Source organism: Streptomyces sp. NPDC028910 (assembly GCF_055564955.1).
Genome location: NZ_JBVHVF010000001.1, coordinates 305,286 through 318,125 on the forward strand (window position 1 = coordinate 305,286; position 12,840 = coordinate 318,125).

Here is a 12,840-nt window from a genome sequence, read left to right on the forward strand (position 1 = left end):
AGCCCCATGGGAAGGTCCTGACAGGGTCACCACGGACGATCACGACAGCCCACGATCACATCGGGGACGCAACCCGTGTGAACTGCTGGTCATCGGTCCGGTGGACCGGCGCAAGGCCCTTTCACGTGAGAATGAGAAAGCCAATACGCATAACAAACCAGCAGAGTACCCAAGCAGACCCGTATGGGTCAAAACGCGGTCCGCGATGCCGATTCTGCTGGCGTCGCGGCGCACTCCGGTTCGGTCCTGGGTAGGGACCCCGCAGTTGTTACGGGCTCCAGAATAACCCGTCCCGAGCGCAGCGCACGACACGCCAGCACCATCGCGAGCCCGCACAGTGTGGCGCAGTCCTTGAACGCCCGCCGCTTGGCCTCCAGCTCCGACGGCCAGGGAATGCCCGCCACCTGGGGCCCCAGCGCCGCCCAGAACCACGGCGAGCGCGGCATCGAGCCCGGCCGCACCGCCGAGGCCAGCAGCAGCGGAAGCACCACCAGCAGGTAGTGGTCGAAGGACGGCCGGGACACCAGGAATGCGGCGAGCATCACCATGCAGGCCGTCTCCACCAGCCTCAGCTCGCCCCCGTCACCGTCACCGTCACCGACGCCGCCCCGGCCTCCGACGCCGTCCGTACCCCGCCACCGCGTCCAGGCCGCCCACAGACCGGCTCCGGCCCCCGCGAACGCGACCAGCACCGCCAGCGGCTCCGGCACCCCCAGCCGGGGCAGCACCGCGATCGGCGAGGCGTCCCACGGCAGCGCGTACGCGTCCTGCCCCTGGAGCAGGAACGGCAGGGTCTTGGTGAAGAACAGCGACGGGCTCGGCATCACCAGCGCGCCCGCCAGCGAGAGCCCCAGCGGCACCAGCACGGCCGCGGCCAGCCCCCGCCACTGCCGCGCGAGCAGGAACAGCAGCCCCATCGGCACCAGCATCGGCTTGCACGCGATCGCCAGCCCGACCACCAGCCCGGCCGCCCCCCACGACCGCCGGTGCGCGAGCAGCAGGGCCACCGGCAGCGCGGCCGCCGAGATGGCGGTCCAGTTGCCGATCAGCACGAGGTTCACGTACGGCTTGTAGGCGAGTGCGAACAGCGCGAAACCGCCGACGGCGAAGCGCGAGCGCAGCGGCACCGAGAACATCCGCAGCGCGGCCAGCCAGCCCACGCCCAGCAGCCCGGACATCCCCACCGGCAGCACCCACCGCAACACCGTCCGCGGCAGCATCGCCTCCGGAACCGCCATGATCACGGCGCTGGGGAGGTAGAGGAAGCGCTTGTCCTCATACGGGGACCCGCCGGCCAGCAGCGTCTCGGCCGCCTTGACCACGAAGGCGTTGTCCGAGCCCCAGTTCGCCCGCAGGCTCGTGGAGACGGCGATCCCGAGCAGCACCGCGAGCGAGACGACCTGCCAGGACCGCGAGGCCGGCTGCAACAGCCAGTCGATCAGCCGGTTCCCCGAGGTCTGGTTCCCGGAGGTCTGCTTCTCCCACTTCATCAGCCAGATGCTAGGCCGCAGCCCCACGACGCCTGCCCCTCACTCGACCGAGGGGGTGACGGTCCCCCTCTAGCGCTTGCGCTCGACTCTACGTTCGTCCCAAACGGGCTCCTGAGTCTCCCGCACAACACCGTCCGAACCGAAGACCAGGTAACGGTCAAATGTGCGCGCGAACCAGCGGTCGTGCGTGACACACAGCACAGTCCCCTCGTACGCCTCCAGGCCGTCCTGCAGCGCCTCCGCGGACTCCAGGTCCAGGTTGTCCGTCGGCTCGTCCAGCAGCAGCGCCGTGGTCCCCGCCAGCTCCAGCAGCAGGATCTGGAAACGCGCCTGCTGGCCGCCCGACAGCTTCTCGAACGGCTGGTCGCCCTGGCGCTCCAGCTCGTACCGGCGCAGCACGGCCATCGCCGCACCGCGGTCCTTGGCGCTCTCCGTCCACAGGATGTCCACGAGCGTGCGGCCGAACAGCTCGGGATGGGCGTGCGTCTGCGCGAAGTGGCCGGGAACCACCCGCGCGCCCAGCTTCCACGTGCCCGTGTGCTTGACGTCCTCGCCCGCCAGCAGCCGCAGGAAGTGCGATTTGCCGGAGCCGTTCGAGCCCAGCACCGCGACCCGCTCCCCGTAGAAGACCTCCAGCGAGAAGGGCTTCATCAGCCCGGTGAGCTCCAGGTTCTCCACGGTGAGCGCGCGCACGCCCGTACGGCCGCCCTTGAGCCGCATCCGGATGTCCTGCTCCCGCGGCGGCTCCGGCGGCGGTCCGGCCTCCTCGAACTTCTGGAAGCGCGTCTGCATCGCCCGGTACCGCGAGGCCATGTCGGGGCTGGAGGCCGCCTGGTTGCGCAGCCGCAGGACGAGCGCCTTCAGGCGTGCGTGCTCCTCGTCCCAGCGCCGCTTGAGCTCCTCGAAGCGCGCGAAGCGCTCCTTGCGGGCCTCGTGGTACGTGGCGAAGCCCGCGCCGTGCACCCACACGTCCGTGCCCATCGGGCTCGGCTCCAGGCTGATGATCTTCTCTGCGGCCCGGGACAGCAGCTCCCGGTCGTGCGAGACGAACAGCACGGTCTTGCGGGTGGCCTTCAGCTGGTCCTCCAGCCACCGCTTGCCCGGGACGTCCAGGTAGTTGTCCGGCTCGTCGAGCAGCAGCACCTCGTCCGGCCCGCGCAGCAGCGCCTCCAGCACGAGCCGCTTCTGTTCACCGCCCGACAGCGTGCGCACCTCGCGGAACTGCGCCGTGTCGTACGGGATGGCCAGCGCGGCCATGGTGCAGACGTCCCACAGGGTCTCCGCCTCGTAGCCCTGCACGTCGGCCCAGTCGCTGAGCGCCTGCGCGTACGCCATCTGCGCGGCCTCGTCGTCCACCGTGAGGATCAGCTCCTCGGCCCGGTCCACGGCCCTCGCGGCCTCCCGGATCCGCGGCTGCGACACCGATACCAGCAGGTCGCGTACGGTCGTCTCGTCCCGTACGGATCCCACGAACTGCGACATCACGCCGAGCCCGCCGCTCAGGGTGACCCCGCCGCCGTGCGGCTGGAGCTCCCCCGAGATCAGCTTCAGCAGGGTGGTCTTGCCGGCCCCGTTCGCCCCCACGAGAGCGACCACCGCCCCCTCCCCCACCCGGAAGGAGACGTCGGGGAGCAGGACCCGCCCGTCGGGAAGGTAGTACTCCAGGTGGCTGGCTTCGAGATGTCCCATGCCGGGCATTGTCCAGGTCCGGCCGCGATCCGCCCAAACGAGTTAGCGGCGTCAGCAGCAGCCGGCTCCGGGGAGGGTCCGCATGTTCCGCGCTTCCTTGCTGCGGGCGGCCAGCAGCTCGTCCGCCGGGTAGCCGACCTCCTCCAGGGTCAGCCCGTGCGGCTTCACCACGTGCACGGAGGAGTCCCGTACGCCCGCGGCCAGCACCTTGCCGGGCCAGTCCGTGGGCCGGTGGCCGTCCCCGACGTGCAGCAGGGCGCCCACCAGCGAGCGGACCATGTTGTGGCAGAAGGCGTCGGCGCGGACGGTCGCGGTGATGATCCCGTCCTCGGCGCGCTCCCAGCTGAGCTGCTGGAGGGTACGGATCGTCGTGGCGCCCTCGCGCGGCTTGCAGTACGCGGCGAAGTCGTGCTCGCCGAGCAGCGGGGCGGCGGCCTCGTTCATGGCGTCCACGTCGAGCGGCCACTGGTGCCACAGCACGTGGCCGCGGCGCAGCGGGTCCACGCCGGCCCGGTGGTCGCCCACGCGGTAGGCGTAGCGGCGCCAGATGGCCGAGAACCGGGCGTTGAAGCCCGCGGGGGCCTCGGCGGCACGCCACACCCGTACATCGTGCGGCAGCCGCCCGGCGAGGCGCCGCAGCAGCTTCTCCTCGTGCTCGGCCCACACCTCCTCGGACACGTCGAACTGCGCGACCTGTCCGCGGGCGTGCACGCCCGCGTCCGTACGGCCGGCCACGGTCAGGCTGACCGGCTCGGACAGCCGCATCACGGTCTGCAGGGCCGACTCCAGCTCGCCCTGCACGGTCCGCAGCACGCGCTGCTTCGCCCAGCCGGAGAAGTCCCTGCCGTCGTAACTCAGGTCCAGCCGCACCCGGACGTGCCCGGGCTCCACCTCGTCACTCACGTGACCGATCCTCTCAGCTGCGTCTTTCGAACGAACGGCAAACGGGCCCGCCCCGGAAGGGGCGGGCCCGTTCAGAGCCGTTCAGCGTGATCCCGGCGGGGATCAGGCCTCCTTGGTCTCCTCGGCGGCGGGAGCCTCGGCGGCCTCCGCCTCCTTGACCGCGCGCTTGGTGGCGGCCTCGGCCTCACCGGTGGCCTGCTGGGCGACCGTAAGGGCCTCGACCAGCTCGATCACGGCCATCGGGGCGTTGTCGCCACGACGGTTGCCGATCTTGGTGATGCGCGTGTAACCACCGGGGCGGTTCTCGTAGCGCGGGGCGATCTCGGTGAAGAGCGTGTGGACGATGCTCTTGTCCGTGATCGTCTGCAGCACCAGGCGACGGTTGTGGATGTCGCCCTTCTTGGCCTTGGTGACCAGACGCTCGGCGTAGGGACGCAGGCGGCGGGCCTTGGCCTCGGTGGTGGTGATGCGGCCGTGCTCGAAGAGCGCCTTCGCGAGGTTCGCGAGAAGGTGCTTCTCGTGCGCGGCGCTGCCGCCCAGACGGGCACCCTTTGCGGGACGCGGCATGGTGTTACTCCTTCATATCTGCACCGGCCGTGTCAGGTACCGGTGTCAGTTCCCTCAGGCGGTCGCAAGAGGGGGTGTGGGGGGCGTGAGCCCCCCACAAGCTTCTTTCTCAGTACTGCTCGGTCTCGACGAAACCGGCATCGGCGTCGTCGTCCGCGCCGAACGCGTCCGCGGCGGCCGTCGGGTCGAATCCGGGCGGGCTGTCCTTGAGGGCCAGGCCCATGCCGGCCAGCTTCGCCTTGACCTCGTCGATCGACTTCGCACCGAAGTTGCGGATGTCGAGCAGGTCCGCCTCGGAGCGGGCGACGAGCTCACCCACGGAGTGGATGCCCTCGCGCTTGAGGCAGTTGTACGACCGAACGGTGAGCTCGAGCTCCTCGATCGGCAGCGCCAGGTCGGCGGCCAGGGCGGCGTCCGTGGGGGACGGGCCCATGTCGATGCCCTCGGCGTCGATGTTGAGCTCGCGCGCCAGACCGAACAGCTCGACCAGGGTCTTACCGGCGGACGCCATGGCGTCACGCGGGCGCATGGCCTGCTTGGTCTCGACGTCGACGATCAGCTTGTCGAAGTCGGTGCGCTGCTCGACTCGGGTCGCCTCGACCTTGTAGGTGACCTTGAGGACCGGGCTGTAGATGGAGTCGACCGGGATGCGGCCGATCTCCTGGCCCAGCTGCTTGTTCTGGACGGCGGAGACGTAGCCGCGACCGCGCTCGACGGTCAGCTCCATCTCCAGCTTGCCCTTGCCGTTGAGCGTGGCGAGGACCAGGTCCGGGTTGTGCACCTCGACACCGGCCGGGGGCGCGATGTCAGCAGCGGTGACCAGGCCGGGACCCTGCTTGCGCAGGTACATCACGACCGGCTCGTCGTGCTCCGAGGAGACGACCAGCTGCTTGATGTTGAGGATGATGTCGGTGACGTCTTCCTTGACGCCCGGCACGGTGGTGAACTCGTGCAGGACGCCGTCCACGCGGATGCTGGTGACAGCGGCACCCGGGATCGAGGACAGGAGCGTACGGCGCAGGGAGTTGCCGAGGGTGTAGCCGAAGCCCGGCTCCAGCGGCTCGATCACGAACCGGGAGCGGTACTCGTCGACGACCTCTTCGGTCAGCGAAGGACGCTGAGCGATAAGCATGTCTGTGTTCCTTCATTTCGTGGACGCCCACTATTTGACGCCCGACGGGACGCCGTACCGGAGTACGGCTACTGCAAGGGTACGGGCGGCACGTCCCCAGAAGGGGTCGTACCGCCCGGACACTCAAGAACGCACAGGTGCGTCCGCTGCGTCAGACGCGGCGGCGCTTCGGCGGGCGGCAGCCGTTGTGCGGGGTGGGGGTGACGTCCTGGATCGAGCCGACCTCGAGGCCGGTGGCCTGGAGGGAGCGGATCGCGGTCTCGCGGCCGGAGCCCGGACCCTTGACGAAGACGTCGACCTTGCGCATGCCGTGCTCCTGCGCGCGGCGGGCGGCCGACTCGGCAGCCATCTGCGCGGCGAAGGGGGTGGACTTGCGCGAGCCCTTGAAGCCGACGTGGCCGGCGGAGGCCCAGGAGATCACGTTGCCCGAGGGGTCCGTGATCGAGACGATCGTGTTGTTGAACGTGCTCTTGATGTGGGCGTGCCCGTGAGCGACGTTCTTCTTTTCCTTGCGGCGCACCTTCTTGGCAGCGCCCTGACGACCCTTGGGGGGCATCTAAATCTCCTACGGGAGGTGGTCGGTCCTACAGCGCAAGACCGCTGAACAGGACTACTTCTTGCCCGGCTTCTTCTTACCGGCGATCGCGCGACGCGGGCCCTTGCGGGTACGCGCGTTCGTGCTGGTGCGCTGACCGTGCACCGGCAGGCCACGACGGTGGCGGATGCCCTGGTAGCACTGGATCTCGATCTTGCGGCGAATGTCGCCCTGGATCTCGCGGCGGAGGTCACCCTCGGTACGGAGGTTGGCGTCCACGTACTCGCGGATCTTGACGAGGTCCTCTTCGGCCAGGTCACGAACGCGGGTGTTCGGGTTCACGCCGGTGGAGGCGAGGATCTCCTTGGACCGGGTGCGCCCGATACCGAAGACGTAGGTGAGTGCGATCTCCACACGCTTTTCGCGCGGGATGTCAACACCGGAAACGCGTGCCATTCAATGGCTCCTGTGTGTTCGGGGGTCTTCCACAGAACCGACCCCGACCGCCGACCACCCCGAAGTGGGTGATGGTACGCCCGGGTCCCCGGCCCCCGCCGGAGGTACCGCCGGCCCCTCACAGGGCTGGGCGGGTTCTGCGTATGTACGTTTTCTTACGTCGCGCGAAGAACTGCGGAAGGCAGGTCGGTCGGCGTGCGTCAGCCCTGGCGCTGCTTGTGGCGCAGGTTGTCGCAGATGACCATGACCCGGCCGTGACGGCGGATCACCTTGCACTTGTCGCAGATCTTCTTGACGCTCGGCTTGACCTTCATGTTGGTGAGGTTCTCCGGGTCAGTGCCACCACCCGCACCGGGACGGATGCCCAGGCAGGAGTGAGGACAAGATCTACTTGTATCGGTAGACGATCCGGCCACGCGTCAGGTCGTACGGAGACAGCTCCACGACGACCCGGTCATCCGGGAGGATGCGGATGTAGTGCATGCGCATCTTGCCGCTGATGTGCGCGAGGACCTTGTGACCGTTCTGCAGTTCCACCTTGAACATCGCGTTCGGGAGGGACTCGATCACGGTGCCCTCGATTTCGATGGCACCTTGCTTCTTGGCCACGCTTCGCCTTTCGAATCGGCTACCTTGATCGGCCCCGTGCGCCATGCAGGCATGGAAGTGCACGAGAGCCGACGAGTCAGTCTACGTCAGGGCACCCAGAAAGACGAATCCGGAAAGTTTGCCCATGAGTCTAGATCATTAACCGAGGGGGTCCGGAGCCGTGGTGACTCCGTACTCCGCCAGCTTCGCCTTACCGCAGTCCGGGCTGGTCAGGACGATCGGACCGGCCTCCGTCAGGGCGATGGAGTGCTCCCAGTGCGAGGACCAGGTGCCGTCCGTCGTGATGACCGTCCAGTCGTCCGCCAGTACCTCCGTCTGGGCGGTGCCCAGGGAGACCATCGGCTCGATCGCCAGGCAGACGCCCGGGACCAGCTTGATCCCCTTGCCCCGCTTGCGCGAGACGTAGTTCAGCAGGTGGGGGTCCATGTGCATCTCGGACCCGATGCCGTGGCCGCCGTAGTCCTCGATGATCCCGAACCTGCCGAGGCTGTGGTCACCGGTGCTCGGGCGGGGCTGGCGCTTGATGTACGTCTCGATCGCCTTGGAGATGTCCACGAGGCGGTTGCCGAGCTTCATGGCGGCGATGCCGGCCCACATGGACTCCTCGGTCACCCGGGAGAGCTCCAGGAGCTCAGGTGCGTGCCCGGTGCCCACGAAGGCGGTGTACGCGGCGTCGCCGTGCCAGCCGTCCACGATCGCGCCGGCGTCGATCGAGATGATGTCGCCGTCCTTGAGGACCGTCTTGTCGTCCGGGATGCCGTGGACGACGACCTCGTTCACCGAGGTGCAGATCGTCGCGGGGAAGCCGCCGTAGCCGAGGAAGTTCGACTTGGCGCCGGCGTCCGCGATGACCTTGCGGGCGACCATGTCCAGATCCCGTGTCGTGGCGCCCGGCACGGCCGCCTCACGGGTCGCCGCGTGGATCGCGGCGACGACCAGCCCCGCCTCGCGCATCTTCGCGATCTGCTCGGGGGTCTTGATCTGGACCATGTGGAACAGCCTTCCAGCTTCGGTACGGGTTTCTCAACAGTACGGCCGCGATGCCCTGGGGACACCGCGGCCGTACCTGCACAACAAAGGGTGACTACTTCTTCAGCGCATCCATCGCGCGCTTCGTGACGTCCGCGACCTCACCGAGGGCCGGGATGGTCACCAGCAGGCCCTGGGCCTTGTAGTAGTCGATGATCGGCTCGGTCTGCGAGTGGTAGACCTCCAGCCGGTTGCGGACCGTGGCCTCGGAGTCGTCGCCCCGCTGGTACAGCTCGCCGCCGCAGGTGTCGCAGACGCCCGCGGTCTTCGGCGGGGCGTACGTCACGTGGAAGACGTGCGCGGAGTCGTTACGGCAGATCCGGCGACCGGCGATCCGCTTGACGACCTCGTCCTCCTCGACCTCCAGGTCGAGTACGGCGTCGAGCTTCATGCCCTCGGCCTGGAGCATCACGTCGAGCGCCTCGGCCTGCGAGACGTTGCGCGGGAAGCCGTCGAGCAGGAAGCCGTTCACGGCGTCCGGCTGCTCCATCCGGTCCTTCGCCATACCGATGGTCACCTCGTCGGGAACCAGGTCGCCGGCGTCCATGAACGCCTTCGCCTGCTTGCCCAGCTCGGTGCCCTGGCTGATGTTGGCCCGGAACAGGTCGCCCGTGGAGATGTGCGGGATCGACAGGTTCTTGGCAAGGAACGCGGCCTGCGTTCCCTTGCCCGCACCGGGCGGTCCGACGAGGACGATTCGCATCAGCGGAGGAACCCTTCGTAATTACGCTGCTGGAGCTGGCTCTCGATCTGCTTCACGGTTTCCAGACCCACACCCACGATGATCAGGATGCTCGTCCCGCCGAACGGGAAGTTCTGGTTCGCTCCGAAGCCGGCCAACGCCATCGTCGGCACAAGAGCGATGAGACCCAGGTACAGCGACCCCGGCCAGGTGATCCGGTTGAGCACGTAGCTCAGGTACTCGGCGGTGGGTCGACCGGCACGAATACCCGGGATGAACCCACCATACTTCTTCATGTTGTCTGCAACTTCCTCGGGGTTGAACGAGATCGCCACGTAGAAGAACGCGAAGAAGACGATCAGGAGGAAGTACACCGCGATGTAGTACGGGTGGTCGCCCTTGACGAAGTGCTTCTGGATCCAGGTGGCCCAGCCGGCGGTGGAACCGCTGAACTGGACGATGAGCGCCGGGATGTAGAGCAGCGACGAGGCGAAGATGACGGGGATGATGCCCGCCTGGTTCACCTTGAGCGGGATGTAGGTCGAGGTACCGCCGTAGGCACGGCGGCCGATCATGCGCTTCGCGTACTGGACCGGGATCCGGCGCTGCGCCTGCTCGACGAAGACGACCAGGCCCACCATCGCGAGCCCGACCAGCATGACGACGCCGAACTCGACCCAGCCGTCGGCGATCTTGCCCTGGAGCTTGATCTGCCAGAGGGCGCCGATGAAGCCGGCGGCGATCGAGATGAACATGAGGATCGACATGCCGTTGCCGATGCCGCGGTCGGTGATGAGCTCACCGAGCCACATGACGACGCAGGTACCGGCGGTCATGGTGACCACCATGACGACCGTGGTGAAGATCGACCGGTCGGGGACGATCTGGCTGGCGACCTGGCAGCCCTGGAACAGGGCGCCGGTGCGGGCGGTGGCGACGAGGCCGGTGCCCTGCAGGATCGCCAGCGCGACCGTCAGATAGCGCGTGTACTGAGTGATCTTCGCCGTGCCGGACTGGCCCTCTTTCTTGAGGGTCTCCAGCTTCGGGATGACCACGGTCAGCAGCTGCAGAATGATGCTCGCCGTGATGTACGGCATGATGCCGAGCGCGAAGATCGTGATCTGCAGCAGCGCACCGCCGCTGAACATGTTGACGAGGCCGAACAGCCCATTGCTGCTGCCTGCCTGCTCTACGCAGATCTGAACGTTCTTATAGCTCACTCCGGGGACCGGGATGTGGGACCCGAGCCGGAACAGCACGATGATGCCGAGCGTGAAGAGCAGCTTCTTGCGCAGGTCGGGCGTCTTGAACGCCCGGGCGAACGCGGTGAGCACGGTGCCTCCTGCGACCCCCGCGCTACTGCGTCAGAGGTGACGGTCTGAGGGATCGACGTATACGACAAAGCAAAGGTGCACGCCACCTTACCGGCGAGTGTGCCCCCCGTGGAACGACCAACCGGGGATGCCCCATTTGTGAGGCATCCCCGGTCGGGTTTCGAGCTATTTAGTCACTTGATCCGTCTTAGACGAGCTCGGTGACAGTGCCGCCGGCAGCGGCGATCTTCTCCTTGGCGGAGGCGGAGACGGCGTCAACCGAAACCTGCAGCGCCACGGAGAGCTCGCCCTGGCCCAGGACCTTGACGAGGCTGTTCTTGCGCACCGCGCCCTTGGCGACCAGGTCGGCCACCGTGACCTCTCCACCCTCGGGGTAGAGAGCGCCGAGCTTGTCCAGGTTGACCACCTGGAACTCGGTGCGGAACGGGTTCTTGAAGCCCTTGAGCTTCGGCAGACGCATGTGGAGGGGCATCTGCCCACCCTCGAAGCGCTGCGGGATCTGGTAGCGGGCCTTCTGGCCCTTCGTACCACGACCGGCCGTCTTACCCTTCGACGCCTCACCACGACCGACACGGGTCTTCGCGGTCTTGGCACCGGGGGCGGGACGGAGGTTGTGGGCCTTCAGCGGGCTGTTCTCAGCCATGTTAGTCAACCTCCTCAACCGTCACGAGGTGGCGGACGGTCTGCACCATTCCGCGGAACTCGGGGCGGTCCTCCTTGACGACCACGTCGTTCAGGCGCTTGAGCCCGAGCGAACGCAGCGTGTCGCGGTGGTTCTGCTTGCTGCCGATGTACGACTTCGTCTGCGTGATCTTGAGGCGAGCCATTACGCAGCACCCGCCCCGGCACGTGCACGAAGCAGGGCCGCGGGGGCGACGTCCTCGAGGGGCAGACCACGGCGAGCCGCGATCTCCTCGGGACGCTGCAGGCCCTTGAGGGCCTCCACGGTCGCGTGCACGATGTTGATCGCGTTGGACGAGCCGAGCGACTTCGACAGGATGTCGTGAACGCCGGCGCACTCCAGAACGGCGCGCACCGGGCCACCGGCGATAACACCGGTACCGGGGGAAGCCGGCTTCAGCAGCACGACGCCCGCGGCACGCTCACCCGTGATCGGGTGGGGGATGGTGCCCTGGATGCGCGGAACCTTGAAGAAGTTCTTCTTGGCTTCCTCGACACCCTTGGCAATGGCCGCGGGAACTTCCTTGGCCTTGCCGTAACCGACACCTACAGTGCCGTCACCGTCGCCCACCACGACCAGCGCGGTGAAGCTGAAGCGGCGACCACCCTTGACAACCTTGGCGACGCGGTTGATCGCGACAACGCGCTCAACGTAAGCGGTCTTCTCGGCGGCAGGGCCACCGTCGCGACCCTTCCGGTCCCGCCGCTCGCCGCCACCGGCACCGCTTCCGCGGCGCTGGGGTCCAGCCATTGGATTACCTCTCTCTGTTACGTCCGTGAGTCCCGGAACCGGGGCTTAGAACTTCAGCCCGGCTTCGCGGGCGGCGTCAGCCAGAGCGGCAATGCGCCCGGCGTATCGGTTGCCACCGCGGTCGAACACGACGGTCTCGACACCCGCGGCCTTGGCACGCTCGGCGACGAGCGCGCCGACAGCCTGGGCCTGGGCGCTCTTGTCGCCTTCGCCACCGCGGATCGAAGCGTCCAGGGTCGACGCGGACGCCAGGGTGTGACCCTGGAGGTCGTCGATGACCTGAGCAACGATGTTGCGGTTGGAACGCGTCACGACGAGGCGCGGACGCTCCGCCGTACCCGAGACGTTCTTGCGGATGCGGATGTGGCGGCGAGCCTTGGCAGCGCGCTTGTACGCGTCGCCCTTGGCGATCTTCACACCGTATGCCATGGCTACTTACCAGCCTTTCCGACCTTGCGGCGGATGACTTCGCCGGCGTACTTGACACCCTTGGCCTTGTACGGGTCGGGCTTCCGCAGCTTGCGGATGTTGGCGGCGACCTCGCCGACCTTCTGCTTGTCGATGCCCTCGACCGTGAACTTGGTCGGCGACTCGACCTTGAAGGAGATGCCCTCGGGCGCCTCCACCAGGATCGGGTGGCTGTAGCCGAGCTGGAACTCCAGGTTGGAGCCCTTCGCGGCCACGCGGTAACCGACGCCGCTGATCTCGAGAGCCTTGACGTATCCCGTGGTCACACCGGTGATCATGTTCGCCACCAGCGTGCGGGACAGGCCGTGCAGGGCCTTGTTCTGACGCTCGTCGTTGGGGCGGGTGACGTTCAGAACGCCGTCCTCACCCTTGACGATCTCGATCGGCGCCTTGACGGTGAGCGCGAGGGAACCCTTGGGGCCCTTCACAGCGACCGCCTGGCCGTCGATGGTGACGTCCACACCGGCGGGAACCTGGATGGGGAGCTTGCCGATTCGCGACATTGCTTTTCCTC

17 protein-coding genes are annotated in these 12,840 nt (G+C 67.6%); all 17 read right to left on the bottom strand.

The features are described 5' to 3' along the window. Positions 1-188: 188 nt before the first annotated feature. On the bottom strand, positions 189-1,490 hold the full coding sequence (locus ACZ4TV_RS01375) for a glycosyltransferase family 87 protein (protein ID WP_468129459.1): 1,302 nt from the start codon (positions 1,488-1,490) through the stop codon (positions 189-191). Positions 1,491-1,559: 69 nt separating this feature from the next. Beyond that, positions 1,560-3,179, bottom strand: a complete 1,620-nt coding sequence (locus ACZ4TV_RS01380; protein WP_468129461.1) for an ABC-F family ATP-binding cassette domain-containing protein — start codon at positions 3,177-3,179, stop codon at positions 1,560-1,562. 51 nt (positions 3,180-3,230) lie between these two features. Then, a complete protein-coding gene (gene truA, locus ACZ4TV_RS01385; protein ID WP_468129463.1) occupies positions 3,231-4,082 on the bottom strand; it encodes a tRNA pseudouridine(38-40) synthase TruA in 852 nt (283 codons plus the stop codon). 102 nt (positions 4,083-4,184) lie between these two features. Further along, positions 4,185-4,649 carry a 50S ribosomal protein L17 gene (gene rplQ, locus ACZ4TV_RS01390; protein ID WP_215023458.1) on the bottom strand — a complete coding sequence of 155 codons (465 nt, stop codon included), beginning with the start codon at positions 4,647-4,649 and terminating at the stop codon, positions 4,185-4,187. Positions 4,650-4,758: 109 nt separating this feature from the next. Further along, on the bottom strand, positions 4,759-5,781 hold the full coding sequence (locus tag ACZ4TV_RS01395) for a DNA-directed RNA polymerase subunit alpha (protein ID WP_007265920.1): 1,023 nt from the start codon (positions 5,779-5,781) through the stop codon (positions 4,759-4,761). 151 nt (positions 5,782-5,932) lie between these two features. Further along, complete coding sequence (gene rpsK, locus ACZ4TV_RS01400) at positions 5,933-6,337, bottom strand: 30S ribosomal protein S11 (protein WP_003956432.1); 405 nt, start codon at positions 6,335-6,337, stop codon at positions 5,933-5,935. A 54-nt stretch (positions 6,338-6,391) separates the two neighbouring features. Then, complete coding sequence (gene rpsM, locus ACZ4TV_RS01405) at positions 6,392-6,772, bottom strand: 30S ribosomal protein S13 (RefSeq protein WP_007265919.1); 381 nt, start codon at positions 6,770-6,772, stop codon at positions 6,392-6,394. 200 nt (positions 6,773-6,972) lie between these two features. Then, positions 6,973-7,086 (bottom strand): 50S ribosomal protein L36, encoded by a 114-nt coding sequence (gene rpmJ, locus ACZ4TV_RS01410; RefSeq protein ID WP_003956441.1) that lies wholly within the window; start codon positions 7,084-7,086, stop codon positions 6,973-6,975. A 73-nt stretch (positions 7,087-7,159) separates the two neighbouring features. Beyond that, a complete protein-coding gene (gene infA / locus ACZ4TV_RS01415) occupies positions 7,160-7,381 on the bottom strand; it encodes a translation initiation factor IF-1 (protein WP_003956442.1) in 222 nt (73 codons plus the stop codon). 138 nt (positions 7,382-7,519) lie between these two features. Then, the gene (gene map / locus ACZ4TV_RS01420; protein ID WP_468129465.1) at positions 7,520-8,371 is read right to left on the bottom strand and encodes a type I methionyl aminopeptidase; all 852 of its coding nucleotides are present in this window, start codon (positions 8,369-8,371) and stop codon (positions 7,520-7,522) included. A gap of 94 nt (positions 8,372-8,465) precedes the next feature. Further along, the gene (locus ACZ4TV_RS01425; protein WP_468129467.1) at positions 8,466-9,113 is read right to left on the bottom strand and encodes an adenylate kinase; all 648 of its coding nucleotides are present in this window, start codon (positions 9,111-9,113) and stop codon (positions 8,466-8,468) included. Beyond that, complete coding sequence (secY, locus tag ACZ4TV_RS01430; RefSeq protein WP_468129469.1) at positions 9,113-10,426, bottom strand: preprotein translocase subunit SecY; 1,314 nt, start codon at positions 10,424-10,426, stop codon at positions 9,113-9,115. Before secY ends, ACZ4TV_RS01425 begins: the two co-directional genes overlap by 1 nt. Positions 10,427-10,613: 187 nt before the next feature. Next, complete coding sequence (rplO, locus tag ACZ4TV_RS01435) at positions 10,614-11,069, bottom strand: 50S ribosomal protein L15 (protein WP_008739693.1); 456 nt, start codon at positions 11,067-11,069, stop codon at positions 10,614-10,616. Between the two features lies 1 nt (position 11,070). Next, a complete protein-coding gene (gene rpmD, locus ACZ4TV_RS01440) occupies positions 11,071-11,253 on the bottom strand; it encodes a 50S ribosomal protein L30 (protein ID WP_053682614.1) in 183 nt (60 codons plus the stop codon). Continuing rightward, positions 11,253-11,858, bottom strand: coding sequence for a 30S ribosomal protein S5 (rpsE, locus tag ACZ4TV_RS01445; protein ID WP_468129472.1), 606 nt, complete (start codon positions 11,856-11,858; stop codon positions 11,253-11,255). Before rpsE ends, rpmD begins: the two co-directional genes overlap by 1 nt. A gap of 45 nt (positions 11,859-11,903) precedes the next feature. Continuing rightward, a complete protein-coding gene (gene rplR / locus ACZ4TV_RS01450; RefSeq protein WP_030026334.1) occupies positions 11,904-12,287 on the bottom strand; it encodes a 50S ribosomal protein L18 in 384 nt (127 codons plus the stop codon). 2 nt (positions 12,288-12,289) lie between these two features. Next, positions 12,290-12,829: a 50S ribosomal protein L6 gene (rplF, locus tag ACZ4TV_RS01455; RefSeq protein WP_362055125.1), complete on the bottom strand. Its 540-nt coding sequence runs from the start codon at positions 12,827-12,829 to the stop codon at positions 12,290-12,292. Positions 12,830-12,840: the final 11 nt, after the last annotated feature.